General features: G+C 48.8%; 31 protein-coding genes and 1 tRNA gene. 4 read left to right on the top strand and 28 right to left on the bottom strand.

From position 1 onward, the window contains the following. Positions 1–53 precede the first annotated feature (53 nt). On the bottom strand, positions 54–878 hold the full coding sequence (locus VZT47_RS03295; RefSeq protein WP_330223548.1) for a carcinine hydrolase/isopenicillin-N N-acyltransferase family protein: 825 nt from the start codon (positions 876–878) through the stop codon (positions 54–56). Between the two features lie 62 nt (positions 879–940). On the opposite strand from VZT47_RS03295, the gene nudC reads away from it, so the two are divergent. Further along, positions 941–1,774: an NAD(+) diphosphatase gene (nudC, locus tag VZT47_RS03290; RefSeq protein ID WP_330223547.1), complete on the top strand. Its 834-nt coding sequence runs from the start codon at positions 941–943 to the stop codon at positions 1,772–1,774. A 322-nt stretch (positions 1,775–2,096) separates the two neighbouring features. On the opposite strand, the gene VZT47_RS03285 is transcribed toward nudC, so the two are convergent. From VZT47_RS03285 to pdxR, 4 genes are all read right to left on the bottom strand, one after another. Then, positions 2,097–2,363, bottom strand: a complete 267-nt coding sequence (locus VZT47_RS03285; RefSeq protein ID WP_330223546.1) for a TIGR03905 family TSCPD domain-containing protein — start codon at positions 2,361–2,363, stop codon at positions 2,097–2,099. 16 nt (positions 2,364–2,379) lie between these two features. Then, positions 2,380–2,988 carry a hypothetical protein gene (locus tag VZT47_RS03280; RefSeq protein WP_330223545.1) on the bottom strand — a complete coding sequence of 203 codons (609 nt, stop codon included), beginning with the start codon at positions 2,986–2,988 and terminating at the stop codon, positions 2,380–2,382. A gap of 22 nt (positions 2,989–3,010) precedes the next feature. Beyond that, the gene (locus VZT47_RS03275; RefSeq protein ID WP_330223544.1) at positions 3,011–3,340 is read right to left on the bottom strand and encodes a hypothetical protein; all 330 of its coding nucleotides are present in this window, start codon (positions 3,338–3,340) and stop codon (positions 3,011–3,013) included. 120 nt (positions 3,341–3,460) lie between these two features. Then, positions 3,461–4,552, bottom strand: a complete 1,092-nt coding sequence (gene pdxR / locus VZT47_RS03270) for a MocR-like pyridoxine biosynthesis transcription factor PdxR (RefSeq protein WP_330223543.1) — start codon at positions 4,550–4,552, stop codon at positions 3,461–3,463. A gap of 429 nt (positions 4,553–4,981) precedes the next feature. Between pdxR and VZT47_RS03265 the strand changes: the two genes are divergently transcribed. Next, positions 4,982–5,512: an ECF transporter S component gene (locus VZT47_RS03265; protein WP_330223542.1), complete on the top strand. Its 531-nt coding sequence runs from the start codon at positions 4,982–4,984 to the stop codon at positions 5,510–5,512. A gap of 343 nt (positions 5,513–5,855) precedes the next feature. On the opposite strand, the gene VZT47_RS03260 is transcribed toward VZT47_RS03265, so the two are convergent. Both VZT47_RS03260 and VZT47_RS03255 read right to left on the bottom strand, forming a co-directional pair. Then, positions 5,856–6,833 (bottom strand): AEC family transporter, encoded by a 978-nt coding sequence (locus VZT47_RS03260; RefSeq protein ID WP_330223541.1) that lies wholly within the window; start codon positions 6,831–6,833, stop codon positions 5,856–5,858. 9 nt (positions 6,834–6,842) lie between these two features. Then, a complete protein-coding gene (locus VZT47_RS03255) occupies positions 6,843–7,823 on the bottom strand; it encodes an AEC family transporter (RefSeq protein WP_330223540.1) in 981 nt (326 codons plus the stop codon). 1,081 nt (positions 7,824–8,904) lie between these two features. Between VZT47_RS03255 and VZT47_RS03250 the strand changes: the two genes are divergently transcribed. Continuing rightward, a tRNA-Ala gene (locus VZT47_RS03250) sits at positions 8,905–8,980 on the top strand. 529 nt (positions 8,981–9,509) lie between these two features. On the opposite strand, the gene VZT47_RS03245 is transcribed toward VZT47_RS03250, so the two are convergent. From VZT47_RS03245 to VZT47_RS03235, 3 genes are all read right to left on the bottom strand, one after another. After that, complete coding sequence (locus tag VZT47_RS03245; protein WP_330223539.1) at positions 9,510–10,457, bottom strand: DUF805 domain-containing protein; 948 nt, start codon at positions 10,455–10,457, stop codon at positions 9,510–9,512. A gap of 86 nt (positions 10,458–10,543) precedes the next feature. Continuing rightward, positions 10,544–11,533, bottom strand: a complete 990-nt coding sequence (locus VZT47_RS03240; RefSeq protein WP_330223538.1) for a DMT family transporter — start codon at positions 11,531–11,533, stop codon at positions 10,544–10,546. A gap of 153 nt (positions 11,534–11,686) precedes the next feature. After that, on the bottom strand, positions 11,687–12,565 hold the full coding sequence (locus VZT47_RS03235; protein WP_330223537.1) for a DMT family transporter: 879 nt from the start codon (positions 12,563–12,565) through the stop codon (positions 11,687–11,689). 184 nt (positions 12,566–12,749) lie between these two features. On the opposite strand from VZT47_RS03235, the gene VZT47_RS03230 reads away from it, so the two are divergent. Then, positions 12,750–12,926, top strand: a complete 177-nt coding sequence (locus VZT47_RS03230; RefSeq protein WP_330223536.1) for a hypothetical protein — start codon at positions 12,750–12,752, stop codon at positions 12,924–12,926. A gap of 106 nt (positions 12,927–13,032) precedes the next feature. Here the strand turns inward: VZT47_RS03230 and rplQ are convergent, their stop codons facing one another. The 18 genes from rplQ to rplX form a co-directional block, all read right to left on the bottom strand. Further along, positions 13,033–13,374 carry a 50S ribosomal protein L17 gene (rplQ, locus tag VZT47_RS03225; protein ID WP_330223535.1) on the bottom strand — a complete coding sequence of 114 codons (342 nt, stop codon included), beginning with the start codon at positions 13,372–13,374 and terminating at the stop codon, positions 13,033–13,035. Between the two features lie 18 nt (positions 13,375–13,392). After that, entirely contained in the window at positions 13,393–14,385 is a 993-nt protein-coding gene (locus tag VZT47_RS03220) for a DNA-directed RNA polymerase subunit alpha (protein ID WP_330223534.1), read from the bottom strand. A gap of 81 nt (positions 14,386–14,466) precedes the next feature. After that, a complete protein-coding gene (gene rpsK / locus VZT47_RS03215; RefSeq protein ID WP_330223533.1) occupies positions 14,467–14,856 on the bottom strand; it encodes a 30S ribosomal protein S11 in 390 nt (129 codons plus the stop codon). A 23-nt stretch (positions 14,857–14,879) separates the two neighbouring features. Beyond that, complete coding sequence (gene rpsM, locus VZT47_RS03210) at positions 14,880–15,257, bottom strand: 30S ribosomal protein S13 (protein WP_330223532.1); 378 nt, start codon at positions 15,255–15,257, stop codon at positions 14,880–14,882. Positions 15,258–15,280: 23 nt separating this feature from the next. After that, positions 15,281–15,394 (bottom strand): 50S ribosomal protein L36, encoded by a 114-nt coding sequence (rpmJ, locus tag VZT47_RS03205; protein WP_008859825.1) that lies wholly within the window; start codon positions 15,392–15,394, stop codon positions 15,281–15,283. Between the two features lie 16 nt (positions 15,395–15,410). Then, positions 15,411–15,632, bottom strand: a complete 222-nt coding sequence (gene infA / locus VZT47_RS03200) for a translation initiation factor IF-1 (protein WP_296955833.1) — start codon at positions 15,630–15,632, stop codon at positions 15,411–15,413. A gap of 40 nt (positions 15,633–15,672) precedes the next feature. Further along, positions 15,673–16,425, bottom strand: coding sequence for a type I methionyl aminopeptidase (gene map, locus VZT47_RS03195; protein ID WP_330223531.1), 753 nt, complete (start codon positions 16,423–16,425; stop codon positions 15,673–15,675). Continuing rightward, positions 16,422–17,075 carry an adenylate kinase gene (locus VZT47_RS03190; RefSeq protein ID WP_330223530.1) on the bottom strand — a complete coding sequence of 218 codons (654 nt, stop codon included), beginning with the start codon at positions 17,073–17,075 and terminating at the stop codon, positions 16,422–16,424. Before VZT47_RS03190 ends, map begins: the two co-directional genes overlap by 4 nt. A 27-nt stretch (positions 17,076–17,102) precedes the next feature. Next, on the bottom strand, positions 17,103–18,365 hold the full coding sequence (secY, locus tag VZT47_RS03185; RefSeq protein ID WP_330223529.1) for a preprotein translocase subunit SecY: 1,263 nt from the start codon (positions 18,363–18,365) through the stop codon (positions 17,103–17,105). Between the two features lies 1 nt (position 18,366). After that, positions 18,367–18,807 carry a 50S ribosomal protein L15 gene (rplO, locus tag VZT47_RS03180; protein WP_330223528.1) on the bottom strand — a complete coding sequence of 147 codons (441 nt, stop codon included), beginning with the start codon at positions 18,805–18,807 and terminating at the stop codon, positions 18,367–18,369. 19 nt (positions 18,808–18,826) lie between these two features. Continuing rightward, the gene (gene rpmD, locus VZT47_RS03175; RefSeq protein WP_330223527.1) at positions 18,827–19,006 is read right to left on the bottom strand and encodes a 50S ribosomal protein L30; all 180 of its coding nucleotides are present in this window, start codon (positions 19,004–19,006) and stop codon (positions 18,827–18,829) included. Between the two features lie 15 nt (positions 19,007–19,021). After that, positions 19,022–19,522 carry a 30S ribosomal protein S5 gene (rpsE, locus tag VZT47_RS03170; protein WP_330223526.1) on the bottom strand — a complete coding sequence of 167 codons (501 nt, stop codon included), beginning with the start codon at positions 19,520–19,522 and terminating at the stop codon, positions 19,022–19,024. 17 nt (positions 19,523–19,539) lie between these two features. Continuing rightward, the gene (rplR, locus tag VZT47_RS03165) at positions 19,540–19,905 is read right to left on the bottom strand and encodes a 50S ribosomal protein L18 (protein WP_330223525.1); all 366 of its coding nucleotides are present in this window, start codon (positions 19,903–19,905) and stop codon (positions 19,540–19,542) included. An 18-nt stretch (positions 19,906–19,923) separates the two neighbouring features. Then, positions 19,924–20,466, bottom strand: a complete 543-nt coding sequence (rplF, locus tag VZT47_RS03160) for a 50S ribosomal protein L6 (protein WP_330223524.1) — start codon at positions 20,464–20,466, stop codon at positions 19,924–19,926. A 17-nt stretch (positions 20,467–20,483) separates the two neighbouring features. After that, positions 20,484–20,882 (bottom strand): 30S ribosomal protein S8, encoded by a 399-nt coding sequence (rpsH, locus tag VZT47_RS03155; protein ID WP_330223523.1) that lies wholly within the window; start codon positions 20,880–20,882, stop codon positions 20,484–20,486. A 19-nt stretch (positions 20,883–20,901) separates the two neighbouring features. Then, complete coding sequence (gene rpsN / locus VZT47_RS03150; protein WP_330223522.1) at positions 20,902–21,171, bottom strand: 30S ribosomal protein S14; 270 nt, start codon at positions 21,169–21,171, stop codon at positions 20,902–20,904. Between the two features lie 13 nt (positions 21,172–21,184). Next, positions 21,185–21,724: a 50S ribosomal protein L5 gene (gene rplE / locus VZT47_RS03145; RefSeq protein ID WP_008859813.1), complete on the bottom strand. Its 540-nt coding sequence runs from the start codon at positions 21,722–21,724 to the stop codon at positions 21,185–21,187. Positions 21,725–21,743: 19 nt separating this feature from the next. After that, the gene (rplX, locus tag VZT47_RS03140; RefSeq protein WP_442877415.1) at positions 21,744–22,073 is read right to left on the bottom strand and encodes a 50S ribosomal protein L24; all 330 of its coding nucleotides are present in this window, start codon (positions 22,071–22,073) and stop codon (positions 21,744–21,746) included. Positions 22,074–22,082: the final 9 nt, after the last annotated feature.

The following is a 22,082-nucleotide window of genomic DNA, read 5'->3' as shown; positions in this document are numbered from 1 at the left end:
ATCCTCCATTTAAAATATGTTTTTCTTTATTTTATCACAGGTCCGAAAGAATCTCATTCCGCAGGGAATAAATCTTTTCCTTCCAGTTCGTAGACGTCTTCTGTTTCGTCCCAGGGGTTGTAGCGAACTTTCACGTAAATATCGGGCAATGCGTCTTCATGGAGCCACACGCCGATGGTGGCGAGGGTTTCCACTTTTTCTCCTTTCCGCCAGAGGACGGGATCGGCGCCGAAGGCGGTCATGTCCCAGAGGGCCCAGGGTTCATGATTTTCAGAAAGAAGTTCGGAAATACGGGAAAGGCGCTTCGTGGTGGAGGGACGGAGTCTTCTGTTCAATGCGCCGAAGTCCGGGGAAAGGTAGTGGTTCGTATGGGCGAGAGTCCCGTTTTCCACCCGTTTGATCTGATAGGCGCCGTCAGCCCCTATTTCCACATAGACCAGGGAATGGGCGTCGCCGATCATGAGGAATTTCGGTCCTTTGAAATACCCTGTCTTTTCCAGCGCTTCTTCTACCGTGGCGCAGGAGCCAAGGATTTCGCGGAGGGCGCTTTTCTTCGAATGTCCCATTTCCTTTCTTTCTTTTCTCGGGATCACGCTGGCAGCCGCCGAGAAGACGGCAAGTCCTTTTTCATTGACCCCGCCGCGGAGGAACATTTTCTTTTCGTCTCCCCCATAAAGGCCGTAGTATCGGTATTTTTCCCCTTTGCCATACTTCATTTCCTGATACTGGGGCACCCAGTCCCGATTCTTGACGAGAATGGTCCCTCCTCCCTCTACTTCACTTCCATTGGCGCCCCAGAGGGTGCAGGCGAAGGCGGAAGGCACGGACAGGGCCAAAAGGGCGGCAAAAGCAAGAATGGTCTTCTTGAAAGATTTCATATTTCCTCCTTGCAGGGGAGCGGTTTCTCCCGTAGACTATAGAAAAAACGAAAGGACCAGCCATGATACAGGACATTTTCCCTCATCATCTCGATAATCATTATAACCCAAAGGCCATGCCCGATGACAGGAGCCGGATTTTTTATTTTCATGGAAATAAAATATTCCTCCAGACCCGCCGCCCTTCCATGCTGCCTTTGTATAATGAGCTTCCCTCGGAAAAGGTGACTTACCTCTTTTCCCTGGACGGCATTTCCTGTTTTCTTGCTGAAAGCGAGCGGCAGGTCTTCCCGGAAGGGGAATGGCTGACCCTCCGGAACCTTCGGAGCCGGAAAAATCTCCCCAAAGAGGAAATCTATGCCGTCTGGACGGCGGGGCACATCGAAAGGTGGATGAGAAATACCCGTTTCTGCGGCGCCTGCGGATGTGAGACGGAGCCCTCCCCCATCGAAAGGGCAAGAATTTGTCCTCATTGTGGAAATACGATATACCCCCGCCTCAATCCTGCCATCATTGCCGCCGTAGTGTGGGAAGACAGACTCCTCCTCACCCATTATGCCAATCGACCGCAGGCACAGTATGCCCTGGTGGCCGGGTACACGGAAATCGGGGAAACCCTGGAAGAAACGGCGAAACGGGAAGTAATGGAAGAAACAGGCCTTTCCGTCAAAAACCTCAAATACTACAAATCCCAGCCCTGGGCCACGGCAGCAGATATCCTCTCCGGTTTCTGGTGTGAGGTCCATGGAAATCCGGAAATCCATGTGGACGGCATGGAACTGGACCACGCCTTCTGGGCCAAAAGAGAAGAAATCATCCTCCAGAGCGACGACTTTTCGCTGACCAACGAGATGATGAGCCTTTTCAAAAACGGATATAAGCCCTTTGGGAAATAAGGGAGCCATCAGCTGTCAGTTTTCATCCATCTTTAAGGAATCGTATTCCGGAAGTCTTACCGGTTTAAAGTCCTGTCCCTGAACCGGAAATCAAAAAGCAGAAATAAAGCCACTGGTTTTATTTCTGCTTTTATTCTGCCCTTTTATGCCGGCCGGGCCTGTGGATTTCAGACATAGTACGAATCCCCCGTCTGTCCGGAATTCCCATAAAAAATGAGCGGCCCATCAGTGCCGCCGCCTTCCCGCACCCCGAAATTTCGAATAAGGCTCGGGCGGAGCGTGCCATGGTTTGCCAAGACCCGAAAGCCGAAGGTGACTGGGTTCACCGGCTCTCTCTTGCCGCTAAAATTTCATCCAGTCCCCTTGCCAGCTGATCGGCACAGGAAGTTCCTTTTCCGGCGCAGTCATTACCCCGTAAGATGTCAGCCGCTTCTTTCGCATCTCTTCCTTCGAGGAGCCGCCCGATGGCGGAGAGATTTCCCGGGCAGCCGCCCCGGAATTTCAGGTTATGGATTTTGTTTTCATCGTCCAGGGACAGCGTGATTTTCCTGGAGCATACGCCTTTTGGTGTGAATTCGTAATCAGTCATTTGTTTTTCCTTTCTTTTACTCCCCTTCTCTTTCCAGAGGGCTCGTCATGAATTCTTTCAGATGATATTTGTAGAGATGAAGGATGCCATAGAGGTACTGCTGTTTTTCCGTATAGCTATCGTTCATATACCAGTCGGCCAGCAGTTTTCCTCCCACGAGGACACTTCCGAAGGGAACGAGGAGAGCCACACAGAGCATGCCCAGTATCTGGAGGATATCGAGACGACGGGGACCTTGTGTCAGATCATCTTCCGTGCAGAGTACTTTCATTTCCTTCAGGAATTCATTATATACCTTTTCATCTTTCAGACTGTTCCGGTCTGCCATGAGGTAGGCATAAGGCCCTTCCCAGCCGTAACAGATTCCGTATTTTTCAAATTTCACGGGAAGGGGGTTGGGAAAAAGGTTATTTCGAAGCACCGGTCCCAGAAAAAGGACCCGCCCGTCGGACAGGAATGCGCTCTTGTTCAGCTGCCACTGTTCCTCATTCATGGTGACTACCTGGAAATGGCCTTCCACATCGGCTTTTTTCTTTTCCTCCTCCCGAATGAGATGGAGGATTTCATTGGCCAGGCCGGAGTCAGGCATTTCTGCGACTACGAAGAGTACCTGTTTCTTAGCCATATTTCCTCCTTTAGAAATATTTCTAGCAGACTCCGGGGAAGTGATCCACAAATTCGATGCGGATATCTTCGAAGGAATCCACGAATTTCACGGTAAAATCTTCACCATAGTCCACAAACTGCCACTCTCCGATGTCATCAGGGAAGGAAGAAACGGTTTTCACCTTGAGGTCCGGGAAGGAGGAAACCACCCGCACTTTGATATCCGGGAAGGAATCCACCACCTTCACCCGCCCGGCCAGGCGGATATTTTTGAAATAACCGTCACTGTTGATGGGCCCTGCCGCATGGGCACAAAGTCCGCCGAAGGCAAAGAACAGGGCGGATAAAATGAGAAGCGCTGCTTTTTTCATAATGGCCTCCTTGACTGAAAAATACTTTTCTATCTATATTATATTCCTTTTTAATCCATGGTTAAACCAGTTTTTCCCCTGTATGGGGAACAGGGAAAATTTGTGGGAAATATGGATTTCTTATTTCCCGGACCGTTCCTCTTCTCTCTTCAAGGCAGCCCTGCGCCTCCTGCGTACGCGGTTGATATGCCGTTCGAAAAGTCCACTGTCTATGAATTCCGCCAGTACCAGCTGGTCATAAACCGGAACGGTACAGGTATAAAAACCCACCTTTTCTTCATACCGGGGGAGAAGTTTTTCCGGCAGCACCAGGTAGGCAGCACGGAGAGAAGGCGCAATGGTTTTCGTGAAACTGTTCATGTAAATGACCCGCCCCTCCCGGTCCAGGGAATAGAGGGTATCTTCCGGCTTCGAAAGAAGGGTGAATTCGCTGTCGAAATCATCTTCGATGATGTATCCATTTCTTTCACAGGCCCAGCGGATGTATTCCGCCCGTTTCGATGCATTCGCCGTAATTCCGGAAGGATAACTGTTGAAAGGAGTCACATGAAGGACGGACGCTTTCGTGCGGGAAAGTTCTTCCGTTTCGATGCCGCGGGGTCCCATCGTAAGTAAATCCGTGCGGGCCAGATTGGCCTCGTAGACTTTCCGGATTTTTTCATAGGATGGATTTTCCAGGGCATAGAGTCTCTCCCGCCCCAGGGCCTGCACATTAAGGCCATAGAGATATTCCGCCCCGGAACCGATCAGAATCTGCTCCGGCGTGACTTTCATATTCCGACTCCGGGCCAGGTAGTCCGAAAGAGCCCTCTGGAGCTCCCTCATGCCCTGGTGAGGCGAAGGGGCCAGGAGTTTTTCCCCGTAAAGGGAAAGGACGGAGCGCATAGTCTTTGCAAAAGCGGAAAATGGAAATAAATCACTTTCTCCCTGCTCCCGCATTTCCACAGGCACCCGCTCCATGGGAAGGGACTGCCCGCCATTTCCTACGGGGTAGGATTCCTTCTCCCGGTAAATGACAAAGCAGCCGCTCCGCTCTTTCATTTCCACATAGCCTTCCTCCGAAAGGAGGTCCAGCGAATGCTCCGCCGTAATGACGCTCACCCCATAATCCTCCGCCAGCTGCCGCTTCGAAGGAATTTTCGTCCCATAAGGATAGGTGCCGTCCGTGATTTTCTCACGGAGGGAAATATAAAGATTCATGTAAGCTTTCATGGCTGCCTCCAACTGTATAGGGGTTCAACACTGCCTTTGCTCATTCCCAATATAAATTTCGTGCCGCATCAGCGGCACACCTTCCCGAAATCCCAAATCCGAAGTCCCAAATCCGATTTCCCCGCCTGTCCACATCCCCCATATAAAATTCGTCGGCGCATCAGCGCCGACACCTTCCCGCACCCCGCATCCCGCACCCCGTTTTTTCAATTTTCCATATCCCCCATATAAACTTCATGCCGCATCAGCAGCACGCATTCCCGATACCCCCGATATCCCCGAAATCCACGATTCAAAAGTCCTTATCCCTGAAGCCATCCTTTCTTATGCATCGCCACTGGTCATATTTTTTATTTCATTTTTGATTATTTTTATATGCTCAGTTTTATATTATAATCTTTTGCAATAAAAAGCAAAGGAGTCTTTCCCATGGCAGAATATACTTTACCCGCCCATAACGTACAGTGGCTCACCCTTTCGGGCCTTCTCATGGCACTGAATATCGGCCTTTCATCCTTCGGAATTCCCGTCCCGGGAGGCCATTTATACCTGAATGATATAATCATTGTGGCATCGGCATTACTTTTAGACCCTATGGGCGCTTTTATCGTAGGCGGCATCGGGGCATTTCTTGGAGATTTCTTCTTCTATCCCCTTCCCATGTTCGTATCCCTTATCACCCACGGCCTGCAGGCTCTCGTGATTTCTTACCTTGTCCATCACGTCGGGAAAAATAAAAAAATGACCACTCTTGGTGCTGTCCTGATTGGTGCGGCTATTATGGTCATCGGCTATTCCCTGGGCCGGGCTTTTATTTACAGCACTCCTGCCTATGCCTGGGTGAAGCTCCCCTGCCAGATCCTCCAGGCCCTTCTGGGCGTTGTATTCGGACCATTTCTCGTATGGAAATGGAAACTGGACGAGGTAGTGAGAGATATTATTTCCGGGAAAAGGATTTGAGAGCCGTTAGCCGTTAGCTTTTAACCATTATCCGTTAATCGTTCTTCGTTGTTCGTGTAGATAGCGTCCCTGTCGGGACGCTTTTTTATTTTGCCTTTGGCCCTCAACTGTCGATGCAATAGGTAATTGAGTTTTTTCGACAGTCAGTGGTTTTCACATGTTAGAATAAATCCCGTATAAAAAGGCGGCTCTTTAAATCAATTCTGCGCCGCACCGCCCCTGATTCCTAATCCCCAATTCCTCCTGCAAGTTTGAGAATACCGGTTGTACCAAAATAAACATAGAAAAGACCCGCTTTCCTATCCTGAAGCGGGTCCACCTGCACTGATAACTAATAACTTCTTCACATAATCGGGAAAAGCACCCTGGCCAGATAAATAGTCCCTGTCATAGTGATGCAGGAGAGGAAAGTGCTCATCATGACCAGTTCAGTAGCAAAGTCTTCACAGTTATGAAATTCCACGGCATAAAGGACGGAATTGACTGCTGCCGGTACGGAACACATGATGAGGATGGTCTGGGAAATGGTGGGTTCAAAAGTGATTCCAAAGAATCCCCATACCCGGATGAGGATGTATGCCATCACCGGTCCCCCGATGAGACGAAGTGCGCAGCCCAGCCAGGCATCGGGATCCGAGAAGGAAAGTTTGCTCCGGTGAATCTGCATTCCTAAAGCAACCATGACTATGGCAACCAAAGCAGCGGCAGAATTCTGAAGGATCGGCCATACGAAAGTGGTAGACATATCAAAGCCTGAATACTTGATGGAAAAAACGGCCACCAATGTATAAATGACAGGCATATGGAAAACCACGGAAAGCGCATCCCTGGGCGTGAGGCGCCCCTTTCCTGCCTGGTAAAGGCCCAGGGTATTCAGGAACATATTCATCTGGACAAGCATCATGGTGGCTGCCGCAGAAGCTACTGCCAGATAGGGAGTTTTTCCATCCACAATATAGGGAGCATTGGAAAAAACAAGAGCAATCAGGGCGATGCCGATATTTCCATTGTTTGAAAACATGGTACCGTTCTTGAAAGCTTCGATTTTGGACGATGAAAATCCCCTCATTCTGCCCACGATGGTGGCCAGAATTCCAATACAGACCATAACCACGAAGGAAATCAGAAATACGTGGAGCATGGACATATCGATTTTTGCCACATAAATACTGTAAAAAATAAAGCAGGGCAGCACGATGAAGAAAGTGAGCTTCGTAAAAGAAGCCACATCCATTTTATATTTCCTGTCCAGCAGGTATCCGATGAGGACGAAAACCAGAAGGGGCAGGATATTATCGGAAATAATCTGAAGAAATGCCATAGTCCCTCCTTACATTCCCAGCGGGAAAAGCAGCCGGGAAATATAAATCGCTCCGGTCACCGTAATGATGCCGCACACCGTATTAAAGAGCACGGACTGGGTAATATAGGAAGAATCGTCCTTGTATTCCGCCCCGTAAATGATGAGGGTCATGGAAGAAGGAATGGCGGCAAAAAGGAAGAAAACCTGCTCCGCCACCGCATTCCGGATGCCCAGGGCAGATCCAGGTATTTCCAGCAGGCAGAAGGCCAGAAGGGGCATCACGATGAGCTTTAAGGCCATGGAAGAAATCATGGAAAAATCCGGCTTTTTCAGTCGGCTCCGATGAAGCTGGATTCCGATCGTGATGGTGACAAGAATAAAGAAAGCTCCATTGAAATGGATAAAGACAGGCCAGAGGAAAGTATGCTGAAGCGGAATTTCCGCCATTTTCAGGATGAAAGCCAGCACAGCCGCATAAAGGGCAGGCATTTTCAGAAGGTACAGGAAAAATTCGGAAACAGAAGCGCCATGGCTCCGGATGAGGGCTGCGCCAAAGACATTGACACAGATATTCATGATAATCATCAGAATCGCCATAGCTCCCATGGCTTCCGAAAGATAAGGATGACTTGCCCCTTCCGCAAAAGGCGGATGGGTGAAAATAAGCATGATGAGGGCAGCCCCGATATGGCCGGAATTGGAAAAGGTGGAAACCGCCTTGAATTCATCCCTTACTTCCTTTCGGAGACCCAGTGCATGGGAAAGTCCGGCAGAAAGAATATACTGCAGAACAATCAGAATGATGGCCGCCGGAAGGAGCAGCAAATCCGCCTCACTTCCCTCATACCGGTACAGATTAAAGAAAATAAAGCAGGGCAGCATAATCAGTACGATGAGTTTGCTGTAAGTTCCAAGATCCAGCTTGAATTTGCTGTCCAGGAACCAGCCTGCCCAGATAAAGACCAGAAGCGGCATGATGTCGTTCCATACAATAGATAATACCGTCATAAAAACCCCTTTTGTATTCTTTTGAGAAAGTTTCTTATTATTAGTATTTTTTAGTATACATCGAAATGACAGGAGAATAAAGGGGGAATATTTGCCATTTGCGGAACAGGATCTCTTTCTTCTTCGAAAACTTTTGGTTCGGGGATATCGGGAAAATCGGGGCTGTCGGGAAGGTATCGGCGCTGGTGCGCCAATCATTTCCTATGGAAAATCAGCACAAACGGGATTGAAAAGCCCGTACAGATAGAAATGCCTCACATCCCGCGGAAACGCTCCCCTCACAGGCCCCCGAAGTTCGGGGGCTCTTGCTTACTGATAGAGTCCAACCTCTCAAGTACATTTCATCAATCAGCCTCATAGGTGCCTTGCAGATTTCAGGACTAATGACATACCGTTTTTACTCCAAATGCCTCAAAAGGAATGCGGAAAAGGGCAGCGGAGCTCCGGCGCAGCCGGTGAGGGTGAACTGCACTTTCGACGGTAAATTCCCCAGGCACTCTTGCCCCAGTGTCCCCCATCGGGGGGAAACTCCCGCGAAGCGGGTAAAGGGGTATACTAACGGTTCATGGCAATATGTGGGACAATAAAAGATACCTTTATGACCTGAAAACTGTTCATTCGGATTAATGCGTAGGACGCCGGGCTAATGAGCCATATAAGAATGAAAAGCTGTACATTGAGGTTCATAATTAATAGCACCATGTTTGAATTGGCCCCATAAAAAATCGTGCCGCCTCAGCCCCGCACCTTCCCGCACCCCGCATCTCGCTCCCCGAAATCTCGCAATGGACACTACGGTGGCATGCCGCGGTGAGGCTAAAACCCGAAAACCGTAACTGACACAAATCACAGTAACTGCCAATTGTCTCCATCCCAATCTATACTCCGCGGCCCATCAGGGCCGCCACCTTCCCGCACCCCGCTCCCCGAAATCTCGAAATGGACACTATGGTGGCATGCCGCGGTGAGGCTAAAACCCGAAAACCGTAACTGACACAGACCACAGTAACTGCCAATCATCTCCAAAAACCTCCTTTACTTTTTCGAAAATATGCGATATACTATTTGAAGTCACACTTATGGCGGTGTAGCCAAGCGCCAAGGCGTGGGCCCCGCAAGGCCCTTATCCCCGTGTTCAACTCCGGGCACCGCCTCCATAAAAATAACGCTTTGAGGAATCCTCAAAGCGTTTTTCTTTTGCGTGATTTTTTATGAATAACTTGAAACCCATCCAGGACGGAATACCGGATATCGAAAGTTATCAGTTACCAGTTATCAGTTCACAGTGAAGGTGGCGCCCTTCGGGCGCAATATATCAATACAGTCATAATGAATACATATAAAAAATGGCCCGCCATCCAATCTGATGCGGGCCCACCTTCACTGATAACTATGAACTGATCACTGATAACTTTCCACATACAGTTATCCACGTAATCTGAATATAGAGAATAACTGAAATTCAAGCGGAATACCGGATGTTAAAGTTATCAGTCATCTGTGAATGTGACGCCCTTCGGGCGTATTTTATATGAATATCTCCATAGGGAACACATATATAAAAAAGGGCCCGCCATCTAAACAGATGCGGGCCACCTTTACTGAGAACTATGAACTGATAACTGATAACTTTTTCACCTGAAGTTTTCCACTTATGTGAAACTCAGCCCTCCAGGACACCAGCGATCAGTCTTTCGGCACTGGTCCATACTTGTTTTTCTTTGCCTCTCCCGGGAAGAAAGCAAGGACTACGATGGCGATGAAGAAAATCACGGCTACCGTACGGGTGGCATTGAGCTGGCTGCCCAGGAAATTTCCGCCCAGCTGATTGATGGCCAGAAGGATAAGGAAGAAAATCCAGTAATACCAGTGGGATTTCCCGATATCCGAAAGCCGTCTCATGCCCAGACTGATGAGGGAAATAAAGCAGAGAGTCCCCAGAATGAGGAAACCTACAATGAAGGGATTGGCTTCGCCGATGAAAAGCTCCGGACGAAGAACGGTAATCACGAAAAGAATGACCGAAGGGATGAGCATGCCCAACATTCTCTTGATGTAAGTTTTCCGGCTCATCCGTCCCACAGGGTCAAACCAGGTCTTGATGATCTTGTGACTGATGCCCTTCTTTTCTTCTGCTTCTCTTTCTTCGATAGCTGCATTGTTGGAAAGGGCTTTGGCATCCTCACTGTCCATGAGGGCAATGGTCACCACATTTTCCCCTTTCTGCGGTTTTGTGATGAAAATGGATGTCACCGTATCCGCAAAAATAGTCATGCCTGCCGCATCCTGGGGCTCTCCCTCACTCTTTGCTGCAGTCTTGATAAAACCTTCTCTGTCTTTAACGGGCAGTTCCATGTAAATGGCGGCAGTCTTTTTATTTCTGATGCACACGCCTACGATAGCGACTTCCGTGCCGTAGAAATCAAATTTTTCCTCTCCTTCGGAAAGGGAATAGAATTCCACATGTTTGTCTTCGTCTTCACTTTCCCGGGTAGCGGTGTAATTATGGGAAATCTGGCGCAGCGTTTCACCCAGCCGCAGCGTTCCCGCTTTTCTGGGCTTTCTCTGCTTCCTGCCAGTGGCGGCTTTTCCTGCATTTTCTGTAATATCCGGTATTTCAAAATCCATGGCCATATTTATATACTCCTTTTCAGGGTCGTCCCTGTTCTAACCATTCTATTGTATCATGGACAGGGTCCGGAAGGAAATATATTTCATGGTTATGCCGTTTTTTCATTAAGCCCCGCCGATCGATGGACATGATGATGGGTATCGGCCGTATTTCCTTTCGGTTTGAATACAAGAAGCATGATAGAACCGGCCACGATCATAAGCCCTCCGATCCAGGACCATACCGTCAGCACTTCATCCCAGAAAATCCACCCGAAAAGGGCATGAAATAATATTTCACTGTACATGAGGAACGATACGACCACCGAATTCACATGCTGGAAAGCCCAGGTCATGAACATCTGGGCCGACAGGGCAAAGAGGCCGAGGCCCGCCGCCCAGAGCCATTCCGGGCCGGAAGGCATGGCAAAGGCTTCTTTCTGCATCATGGTAATCCCTACAATGAGGCTGAAAATCTGGAAATAAAAGACGATTTCCGTATTCGATTTAAACCCTTTCTCCGCCAGCCGGCTGATCACGATGTAGGCGGCGGCAGAGAAAAATCCTCCTCCTATGCCATAGAGGGCATATAAATTAAAGGAAGAATAATTCCAGATCTGCACCACCACCAGAGTCCCCAGGGCAATGGCAAAAAGTCCCGGGATAGCCTCCTTCGGCAATTTGTCATGAAGAAAAAGGGGCGACAGGATACACATGAAAAAAGCGGCCAGCTGGGACAGGATCTGCGCATCCCCAAGGGTCAGGCCTTCGATGGAAACAAAATAAAAGAAAAGCGCGATACTCCCGAATAGGCCCCTGAGCGATAGCATGAACCGGTGCTTTCCGGTATAGAATTTCTCTCCGCTCTGCCAGGTCAGGACAGGAATAAAGAGGATGCCGAAAAGTCCGCGGAAAAATGTCATTTCCCCCGAGGGCATGGGTTCCAGCAGACGGGCGCAGCCGCTCATGAAAGCAAAAGAAAGAGCGGCCGCCAGAGTACTGATAATGCCCAGTGCAATACTGCTCCTTTTTCGCTTCTGGGATTTGATGGCCATCTTGAAACGGGCCAGCGGATTGTAGGCTATTCTCGTCTGATACAAATGAAAGACTCCTTTACTGCACATTTTTTATTATTTTATTTTATGATTTTTAAAATAATAAACCAATGTTCAGTTCAGAGCATTCATCCGATACCGTATAAAATTCAAAAACTGACTTTTTCCAGACAAAAAGCCCCGAAGGGCCTTTTACAATCATTGATTTCCCGATGGCTTCAGCAGAAGCAGCAGCATGGACCCCGCCACAATGGATACGCCGCCAATCCAGGACCAGAGAGTCATCACCTCATCCCAGAAAATCCAGCCCATGAGGATATGGAAAAGGATTTGGCTGAACATGATGAAAGAAACAATCACAGAATGAATATGCTGGAAAGCCCAGGTCATGAGCATCTGAGCAATCAGGGCGGTAAGGCCGATGGCGATAGCCCAAAACCACTGTATGCCATGGGGAATGAGGAAATCTTCCTTTGCCATAAGCAGAAGACCCGTAATGAGGCTCCAGAGCTGAAAATAAAAGACAATTTCCGTATCCGACCGGAATCCCCGCTCCCCCAGCATGCCGATCGTGATATAAGCTCCCGCACAGGAAAGCCCTCCCAGGGCCCCATAAAGGGCATACCGGTTAAAGCCCGAAAAATTCCATACCTGCATCACCGTCATGGCTCCCAGGGCAATGAGGAAAAGAGCCGGAATGACCCGTTTTGGCATTTTCTGCTTCAGAAACAGAGGCGCCAGGATGCACATGAAAAAAGCCGAAAGCTGCCCCAGAATCTGCCCGTCTCCCAGAGTCAATCCCTCAATGGAGAGGAAATACAGGTACAGCGCAATGGACCCGAAAACGCCTCGCAGCGTCAAAAGCCCCACATGAGTTCCTGAAAAAATCCTCTGCTCATTCTGATGAGCAATGAGAGGAATAAAAAGCAGCCCGAATAATCCCCGGAAAAAAGTGAGCTCCCCCGAAGGCATAGGTGAAAGCATCCGGGCGCACCCGCTCATGGCCGTAAAGAAAATGGAGCACAGGAACGTCGCCACAATCCCGGCCGTCAAAGTACTTCCACCTTTTCCTTCCATAAGCTCACCTTCCTTCATATGTACCTATTGTAGTAGCCTGGCTGTCTTTTGACAATAGAAAAGAAAAAACATAAAGCAGGGAGAGGCTGCAAAACAAAGGATATGCAAAACTTTCCATAAGGATTCATGGTTTCCTGGTCAGAAACAGGGCTTTCCCGCTCAAAGCAGGAAATTGTACATTAAAATGAATGATCAACAGGCCTTGAAACGGTATTTCTGGCAGAGTGAAAAACTTATTATTGTGGTTAATGAACCGGAAAAAGAATTTCCACTTCGCATCTGCCTCTTTTCAGAGGAAAATAATGATTGTCCTGCCCGTGCACAGTCCAAATATGCAGCGGCCCATCTCACCGAACCGTAAGGAGCGGAAAAGGATTCACGATTCTCCCTGGAAGAAATAGACAAAAACGCCTGTCGAAAACAATAAAAAACTGTGACCACGAGGGTCACAGTTTTTTCAGATGTTATCAGTCAACCAGAGCGATAATAACCTGCGGTGCATTATCGCCGAGACGGCCTTCCAGTTTAGCCATGGTGGTGTAACCGCCATTGCGTTCTGTGTATTTCTTTGCGATTTCGTCGAACAGTTTCTTTGTAACAGCTTTATCCATGATGAAAGCTTCAGCCTGGCGGCGGGCATGGAGATCGCCTCTCTTGGCGAGGGTGATCATTTTGTCAGCTACACGGCGGAGTTCCTTGGCTTTGGATTCAGTGGTGGTAATCTTGCCATACTGGAAAAGGGAAGTTACGAGACTGCGCAGCAGTGCCTTGCGGGCGCCGCTGATTCTTCTCAATCTACTACGAGCCATTTCTTTCCTCCTAATTAATCAATCCCTGGGGTCTTTGAGATGAAGTCCAAGGCTCCTGAAGTTAGCCAGTTTCTCTTTGATTTCATCTACGGATTTCTTACCAAGGTTGCGTACACGGGTCAATTCATCTTCTGTCTTGTCTGTGAGTTCGCCGATTGTATTGATTTCAGCTCTCTTCAGGCAGTTAAATGCGCGGACAGAAAGTTCAAGTTCATCGATGGGGAGATTGCGGATTGCTTCTTCATCGACTTTATCCTTCGGGGGCTCCGGATCCGGTTGTGCTTCCGGGCCTTCTACCGGTTCACTGCCTGGCTGGCTGATACCGATTTTCTTGAAGTTTTCGAAGCAGGAGATGAGGATGTTTGCAGCAGTTGCTACTGCATCATCCGCATTGACGGAGCCGTCAGTATCCAGTTCAAGAGTCAGTTTATCGAAATCCATTTCGTTTCCGACACGGGTATCGCTGACTGTATAATTGCATTTAACAACAGGAGAATAAATGGAATCGATCGGGATAACGCCGATTACGTCGTCCTCCCGTTTGTTCTTTGTAAAAGGTACATAGCCATGTCCACGGTTGATGGTCATTACCATACCCAGATGGGCATTGGAATCCAGGGTGCAGATGGCCAGATCTTTGTTGAGAACATCTATTTCTGCCGGTAACTGCATATCACCGGCATGGAAAATACCTTCTTTAGTGATATCGATTCTGACCTGAATCGGGAAAACCGCTTCTTCATGGGCGATGAAACGAATCTTCTTCAAGTTCAGGATCATATCTGTTACATCTTCTCTGACGCCGGCAATTGTAGTAAATTCATGAAGCACATTGTCGATCTTGATAGACGTAATAGCCACACCGTCTAAAGATGAAAGCAACACGCGTCTCAAACTGTTCCCCAGTGTGATACCGTAGCCTCTTTCGAGCGGTTCGCATTCAAACTTGCCATGACGTTTATCATCACTGAGTTCCACAGTCTTAATAGTGAAGCTTGTATTTTCGATCATCCGAAAGTCCTCCTTCTGCGCCTTGCGGCGCCAATATAGTACAGAATGGTATACGGGTCAAAGGGGAATTCCCTATACCTATTATACTCTTCTGCGTTTCGGAGGACGGCAGCCGTTATGAGGAATCGGGGTAACGTCCTTAATGCTGCTGACTTCAATGCCTGCTGCCTGCAGTGCACGAATAGCTGCTTCACGGCCTGCGCCCGGTCCTTTGACGAATACGTCAGCAGAACGCATGCCCTGATCGATAGCAATCTTTGCTGCCTGTTCAGCAGCCATCTGTGCTGCAAATGGAGTGCTCTTTCTGGAGCCTTTGAATCCGAGTCCGCCGGCAGATGCCCAGGCGATGGTGTTGCCATTGGAGTCAGTAATCGTTACAATCGTGTTGTTGAAAGTAGAACGAATATGAGCTGCACCGGATTCTACATGTTTTCTTTCTTTTCTTTTAACTTTAGCTTTTACCGTAGCCATTTTATCCTATCCCTCCTTCAACATTACTTCTTGGTTGCAGTCTTTTTGCCTGCAATGGTCTTCTTCGGTCCTTTACGGGTACGAGCGTTGGTCTTTGTTCTCTGACCACGTACCGGCAGTCCTTCACGATGACGTTTGCCTCTATAGGAGCCGATTTCTACCAGCCGTTTAATGTTGAGGGATTCTTCTCTACGGAGATCGCCTTCAGTTTTGTAGTCAGCAAGGGCGTTGCGGATCTTTGCAACGTCGTCTTCTGTCAGGTCTCTTACACGAACGTCAGGATTGATTCCTGTCTTGTTTAAAATTTCTTTGGAAAGAGTGGGGCCAATTCCATAAATATAAGTTAAGCCGATCTCAACGCGCTTATCTCTTGGTAAGTCTACACCAGCTATACGTGCCATCTACTCTTTAACCTCCTTTTAAATTAACCTTGTCTCTGCTTATGTTTCGGATTTTCACAAATGACCATTACACGGCCTTTGCGTTTGATGATCTTGCATTTGTCGCACATCTTTTTAACGGACGGTCTGACCTTCATCTTGGTTCCTCCTTACTTACTTGTAACGATAGGTAATCCTGCCGTGCTCCAGATCGTAGGGGGTCAGTTCTACGGTTACTTTATCCCCGGGCAGTATACGGATGAAGTTCATCCTCATTTTGCCGGAAATTGTAGCCAGTACGATATGGCCTCCGTTTTCCAGTTTTACACGGAACATGGCGTTTGGAAGTTTTTCTGTAACTTTGCCTTCCACTTCAATAACGTCTGCCTTGCTCATGAGAGCCTCCTTTGGCTTATCATATACTGTCCGCCGGGAATCAGTTTCGCAGCGTCAGAATTCTCGGACCATCTTTTGTTATGGCAATGGTGTGTTCGATGTGGGCGGAGGGTTTTCCGTCAACAGTGACTACACCCCAGCCATCACGAAGAGTGATGATATCGGGACTTCCCATGGTAATCATCGGTTCGATGCAGATAACCATGCCTTCTTCAAGGCGGGGTCCATGACCTGGCGTTCCGTAGTTCGGAATCTCCGGATCTTCATGCATGTCGGTACCAATCCCGTGGCCTACGTATTCGCGAAGCACCCCATAGCCGTAAGGCTTGACATAGCTTTCCACCGCATGGCCGATATCGCCCACATGATTTCCCACTACTGCCTGTTTGATGCCCGCAAAAAGGGCACCTTCCGTAGCCTTGATGAGCTGAAGGTTCTTCTTGTTCGTGTGACCTACAGGAACGGTGATACAGGAGTCACCCATGTAACCATTTAATTCTACCACAAGATCGATAGAAATGATATCACCTTTTTTTAAAATTTTTTTCGCTGAAGGAATTCCATGAACCACCGTGTCATTGACGGAAGCGCAGATGGATCCGGTGAAGCCTTCGAATCCTTTTTCCGCGGGGATTCCACCCCGGTCCCTGATGAATTTTTCAGCCATCTGGTCCAGGTCGAGTGTGCTCATACCCGGCTTTACGGCTTTTTCCAGCATAGAGAGAGTATCCGCAGTCAGACGGCTGGCTGCGGCGATTTTCTCTATTTCTTCCGGTGTTTTGATGATGATCATTTGGAAGCCTTCTTCAGAGCTGCCACGATATCTTCATACACCTTGTCCATGGACTGGTCTCCGTCGATTTCATAGTAACGGCCGCTGACTTTATAGTAGTCAATCAGGGGTTTTGTGGAAGTTTCATAAACATCCAGTCTCTGGCCGATTGTCTTCTCATTGTCATCAGCGCGCTGATACAGTTCTCCTCCGCAGTTATCGCAGATCCCTGCCTGCTTCGGCGGACGGAATTCTTTATGGAAGGAAGCTCCGCATTTGCGGCAGACAAGTCTGCCGGAAACTCTCTTCACGATGTCATCCCTGTTGGCTTTGATGCCGATGACAGCGGTGAGATGAATGCCGAGTTCATGGAGGATGGCATCAAGAGCAGAGGCCTGGGCGGTGGTGCGGGGGAATCCGTCGAGGATCCATCCCTTTTTGCAGTCGTCCTGGGCCAGTCTTTCTTTTACGATGCCCACAGTTACACTATCCGGAACAAGGGCTCCCTTGTCCATATAGCTTTTAGCTTCCTTGCCGAGAGCAGTTCCTGATTTCACTGCGGCACGGAACATGTCGCCAGTGGCAATCTGGGGGATGCCGTAATCACGAATGAGTCTTTCTGCCTGGGTGCCTTTGCCGGCACCTGGAGGTCCCATTAATAAGATATACATATCCCTTACTCCTTTTTTATAAAAAGCTTATTTGATAAAGCCCTGATAGTTTCTTGTAACCATATAGGACTGGGCCTGTCTCATGGTGTCCAGCGCAACGCCGACGATAATGAGGAGGGATGTACCACCGAAGTACACGCCCTGGATGCCGGTGATATTTCCGATGAAGTTCGGAAGGATTGCGATGAATGCCAGGAATACGGCGCCGGTCAGTGTGATTCTGGAGAGTACCTTGTCCACGTACATCATGGTCGGCTGCCCCGGACGGATGCCGGGAATGAATCCGCCGTATTTCTTCATGTTATCTGCCAGATCTTTGATGTTGACGGAGATAGCTGTGTAGAAATAGGTGAAGATAAAGATCAGGATGCCATAGCAGATGGTATTCGGCCAGGTGCCCCATCCGAAGAATGAACCGATGGACTGTACCCAGCTCACATGGATGAACTGTGCCAGTGTAATCGGCAGCATGAGGATGGAGGATGCGAAAATGATGGGGATAACGCCGGCCTGATTCACTTTGAGCGGCAGGTAGGTGGAATGTCCGCCATACATTCTGCGTCCGATCACGCGTTTAGCGTACTGAATCGGAATTCTTCTCTGTCCTTCGTTGATTTCGATAACCAGAAGAATCATGGCCAGGGCAATCACGAGGAAAAGGAGAAGCTGGAAGGGAGAAATGGTGCCGACTTTCAGATAATCATATACAGTGGTCAGGGCCTGCGGGAAGCGGGATACGATACCACAGAAGATAATCAGGGAAATACCGTTGCCGATACCATGTTCCGTAATTTTATCGCCAATCCACATGAGCAGGCAGGTGCCGGCGCAGAGGACTACGATAACGAAGATGAAATACAGCCAGCTGTTATCAACCAGGGCATTATTGATGCGGAGTGCATAGGTCATGCCGAAGGCCTGGACAGCTGCCAGGAAAACCGTGAAATATCTGGTGACTTTCTGGATTCTCTTGTATCCTTCGGCACCGTCTTTTCTCCATTCTTCCAGGGTGGGGATGACGGCGGTTAGGAGCTGCATAATAATGGATGAGTTGATGTACGGGGTGATACTCATGGCAAAAATGGAAAATTTGCTGAGTGCGCCGCCGGCAAAGAGGTCGAGGAAGCCAAAAAGGTTTCCCTGTGTGAAAAGACTTTCGATAACGGTTGAATCAACCCCCGGCACGGGGATGTGTACCCCGAGACGGAAGATGACAAACATCAGGAAAGTGAAGAGGATGCGGTCTTTGAGTTCTTTATTTGCAAAAAGATTTGACAAAGTAGATCCCATATTACAGCACCTCTACTTTTCCACCTGCTGCTTCGATTTTCTGCTGAGCGGTCTTGGTGAAGCCCTGGGCTCTAACAGTCAGAGCCTTTTTCAGTTCACCATTTCCCAGTACACGTACACCATCGAGAACGTTCTTCAGAACGCCTGCTTCAACGAGAGCAGCCGGATCAACGACAGCATTATCGTCGAAACGGTTCAGATCTTCTACATTGACTACAGCGTATTCTTTAGCAAGTACATTTTTAAAGCCGCGCTTCGGGAGACGACGGTACAGTGGCATCTGGCCGCCTTCGAATCCCGGACGGGTGCCGCCACCGGTTCTTGCGTTCTGGCCCTTGGCACCGCGGGTAGCCTGTTTGCCCATACCGCTTCCCAGGCCTCTGCCTACGCGACGGCGAGCTCTTGTGGAACCTTCAGCCGGTTTCATTTCATGCAGTTTCATCAGTGCACCTCCTTCTTAATTATTCTGCTTCTTTGCAGTCAATCAGATGACGGACAGAGTGAATCATGCCTTTAATCTGTGGGGTAAGTTCTTTTTCTACCGAGGAGTGGGTCTTGTGAAGACCGAGAGCCTTGATAGTAGCGATATGCTCAGGTCTGGAGCCAATCACGCTTTTTTTCAGTGTAATAATAACTTTCATGAGGGGCTCCTTTCATTAATTGTAAATTTCGTCCAGGGTCTTTCCACGAAGAGCTGCTACGGTTTCTGCATTTTCCAGTTTGGAGAGACCATCCATGGTAGCTCTAACCATGTTGATCGGGTTGGAGGAACCAAGGGACTTGGTCAGAATATTTCTGATACCTGCCATGGCGAGTACGGCACGAACCGGACCGCCGGCTTTGACGCCGGTACCTTCGGCAGCCGGTTTCATAATAACCTTGCCTGCGCCATAGATGCCGAGCATCGGATGCGGGATGGTTCCGTTTTTCAGAGCCACGGTAATCATGTTCTTCTTTGCGTCTTCAACACCTTTACGGATAGCTTCCGGAACTTCAGCTGCTTTGCCGAGGCCTGCTCCTACCTTGCCTTTGCCATCACCGACTACTACGACTGCAGCAAAGGAAAAACGACGGCCGCCTTTTACGACTTTAGCAACGCGGTTAATGAAAACGACGTTTTCCTGTAAGTCGGATTCCTGTTTTTCAAATCTTGGCATGTGATTTCTCCTTTACCTTAAAATTTCAGTCCGGCTTCGCGGGCACCTTCAGCCAGAGCTGCTACTCTGCCATGATAGATATAACCGCCGCGATCGAATACGACTGTTTCAATGCCCTTTTCCAGAGCTCTCTTGGCTACGAGAGCGCCTACTGCTTTAGCTGCTTCAGCATTGCCGCCGTAGGGGAACTGAGCCTTGATTTCTTTATCTAAGGTATTTGCAGATACCAGGGTTACGCCGGCTTCATCATCAATGACCTGTGCATAGATGTTAGCCAGGGAACGGAATACATTGAGACGCGGGCACGCTGCAGTACCGGAGATTTTCTTACGAAGACGCAGATGACGGCGGATAACCGCATTTCTGCTTGCATTTTTACGCATATATTTTTACCTCCTGTCTTACTTTGTTGCGCCGGTCTTACCAGCCTTACGGCGTACGTATTCACCGGAATAACGGATACCTTTGCCTTTGTAAGGTTCCGGTTCACGCCAGGAGCGGATTTCAGCCGCAATCTGGCCGACCTTTTCCTTATCGCAGCCGGATACCACGATGACAACGGAAGACGGGGTAGTAATTGTGATTCCTTCCGGAGGAGTGATGATGACCGGATGGGAGAAACCGAGAGCCAGTTTCAGGTTCTTGCCCTGCATCTGGGCATTGTAGCCTACGCCCTGGATTTCCAGTTTCTTTTCAAAGCCCTGGGTTACGCCGACAACCATGTTGTTAACGAGGGTGCGGGTAAGACCGTGCAGGGAACGTTCTTTAATATCATCATTAGGACGGGAAACTGTGATTTCATTATTTTCCAGCTTAATGTCCATTTCAGGATTAAGTGTACGGGTAAGAGTACCCTTCGGACCTTTTACGGTGACTGTATGTCCGTCAATCTTGACTTCCACACCAGCCGGTACCGCAATCGGTTTTCTGCCAATTCTTGACATGCTATATCCTCCTGTGATTACCAGACGAAAGCGAGCACTTCTCCGCCGAGGCCTGCTTTACGAGCTGCCTTGTCGGTCATGATGCCCTGGGATGTGGAGATAATTGCGATACCAAGTCCGCCAAGAACCTTCGGCAGTTCTTCCTTGCCTGCATAGGTACGCAGACCGGGCTTGGAAATTCTCTTCAGGCCTTTAATAACCTTTTCACGGTTAGCGCCGTATTTCAGGGAAACACGGAGTACCTGGTGGCCTTCTACTTCGATCTGTTCTACGTTTCTGATGAAACCTTCGTTTTTCAGAATTGTAAGCACAGCTGCCTTCACTCTGGAAGCAGGCATATCAACAGTATCATGATATGCATCGTTCGCATTACGAATACGGGTAAGCATATCCGCAATCGGATCGGTTGTTACCATTATTTAATCCTCCTTCGTATTACCAGCTGGCTTTTCTAATACCCGGAATTTCACCTGCGTAAGCCAGGTCACGGAACTGGTTACGGCAGATACCGAATTTACGCATATAGCCGTGGGGACGGCCAGTCAGTTTGCAGCGGTTGTGCAGACGGGTTGGGGAAGCGTTGCGCGGGAGCTTGGAAAGGGCTTCCCAGTCGCCTGCTTCTTTCAGAGCCTGGCGTTTAGCTGCGAATTTCTGAACGCAGAGTTCTCTCTTCTTTTCGCGTTCCAACATAGACTTCTTTGCCATATTGTCCTCCGTCTTATTTCTTGAACGGCATTCCGAACTGTCTCAGAAGTTCACGAGCTTCTTCATCAGTCTTAGCCGTGGTTACTACAATGATATCCATGCCGCGGATACGGTCGATTTTTTCATAATCAACTTCCGGGAAAATCAGCTGTTCTTTAACGCCGAATGCATAGTTGCCGCGGCCGTCGAAGCTCTGATCGCTGATACCGCGGAAATCGCGTACGCGCGGAAGAGCGATGTTAATCAGACGATCGAGGAATTCATACATCCTGTCACCGCGAAGGGTAACTTTGCAGCCCAGGGGCATCCCTTCACGGATATGCCATGCAGCCAGGGATTTATGAGCCTTGCAGATCATCGGCTGCTGGCCGGTGATAGCTGCGAGGTCAGATGCAGCAGCATCAACTGCTTTAGAGTTTTCAGTAGCTTCGCCTACGCCGATGTTGATGACAATCTTTTCCAGTTTCGGGATTTCCATGTCATTCTTGTAGCCGAATTTTTCGCGCATGCTGTTCTTAATCTGCGCTTTGTACAAATCGTTTAATCTGGACACTTGTTATCCTCCTTCCCGCTTAAGCCTTGTCAATGATAGCGCCGCTCTTAACGGCTGCTCTTACGTAAGAGCCGTCCTTCTGCTGGACTTTCTTTACGCGGGTCGGTTTCTTGGATTCCGGATCCAGGAGCATAACCTTGGAAGAATAAATTGGGGCTTCTTTTTCAATGATGCCGCCCTTCGGGTTAGCCTGGGTCGGTTTTGTGTGTCTCTTGACTACGTTGACGCCTTCAACGACAACGCGGCCTTCTTTCGGCATAGCAGCTTTAATCTTGCCCTGCTTGCCTTTATCTTTGCCGGAAATAACGATTACGGTGTCTCCGGTCTTTACGTGCAGTTTCTGACTCATCATTTGCCT

The sequence above is a fragment of the Dialister sp. genome (assembly GCF_036343215.1).
Lineage (GTDB): Bacteria > Bacillota > Negativicutes > Veillonellales > Dialisteraceae > Dialister.
This window is presented reverse-complemented; position numbering and strand designations above follow the sequence as displayed.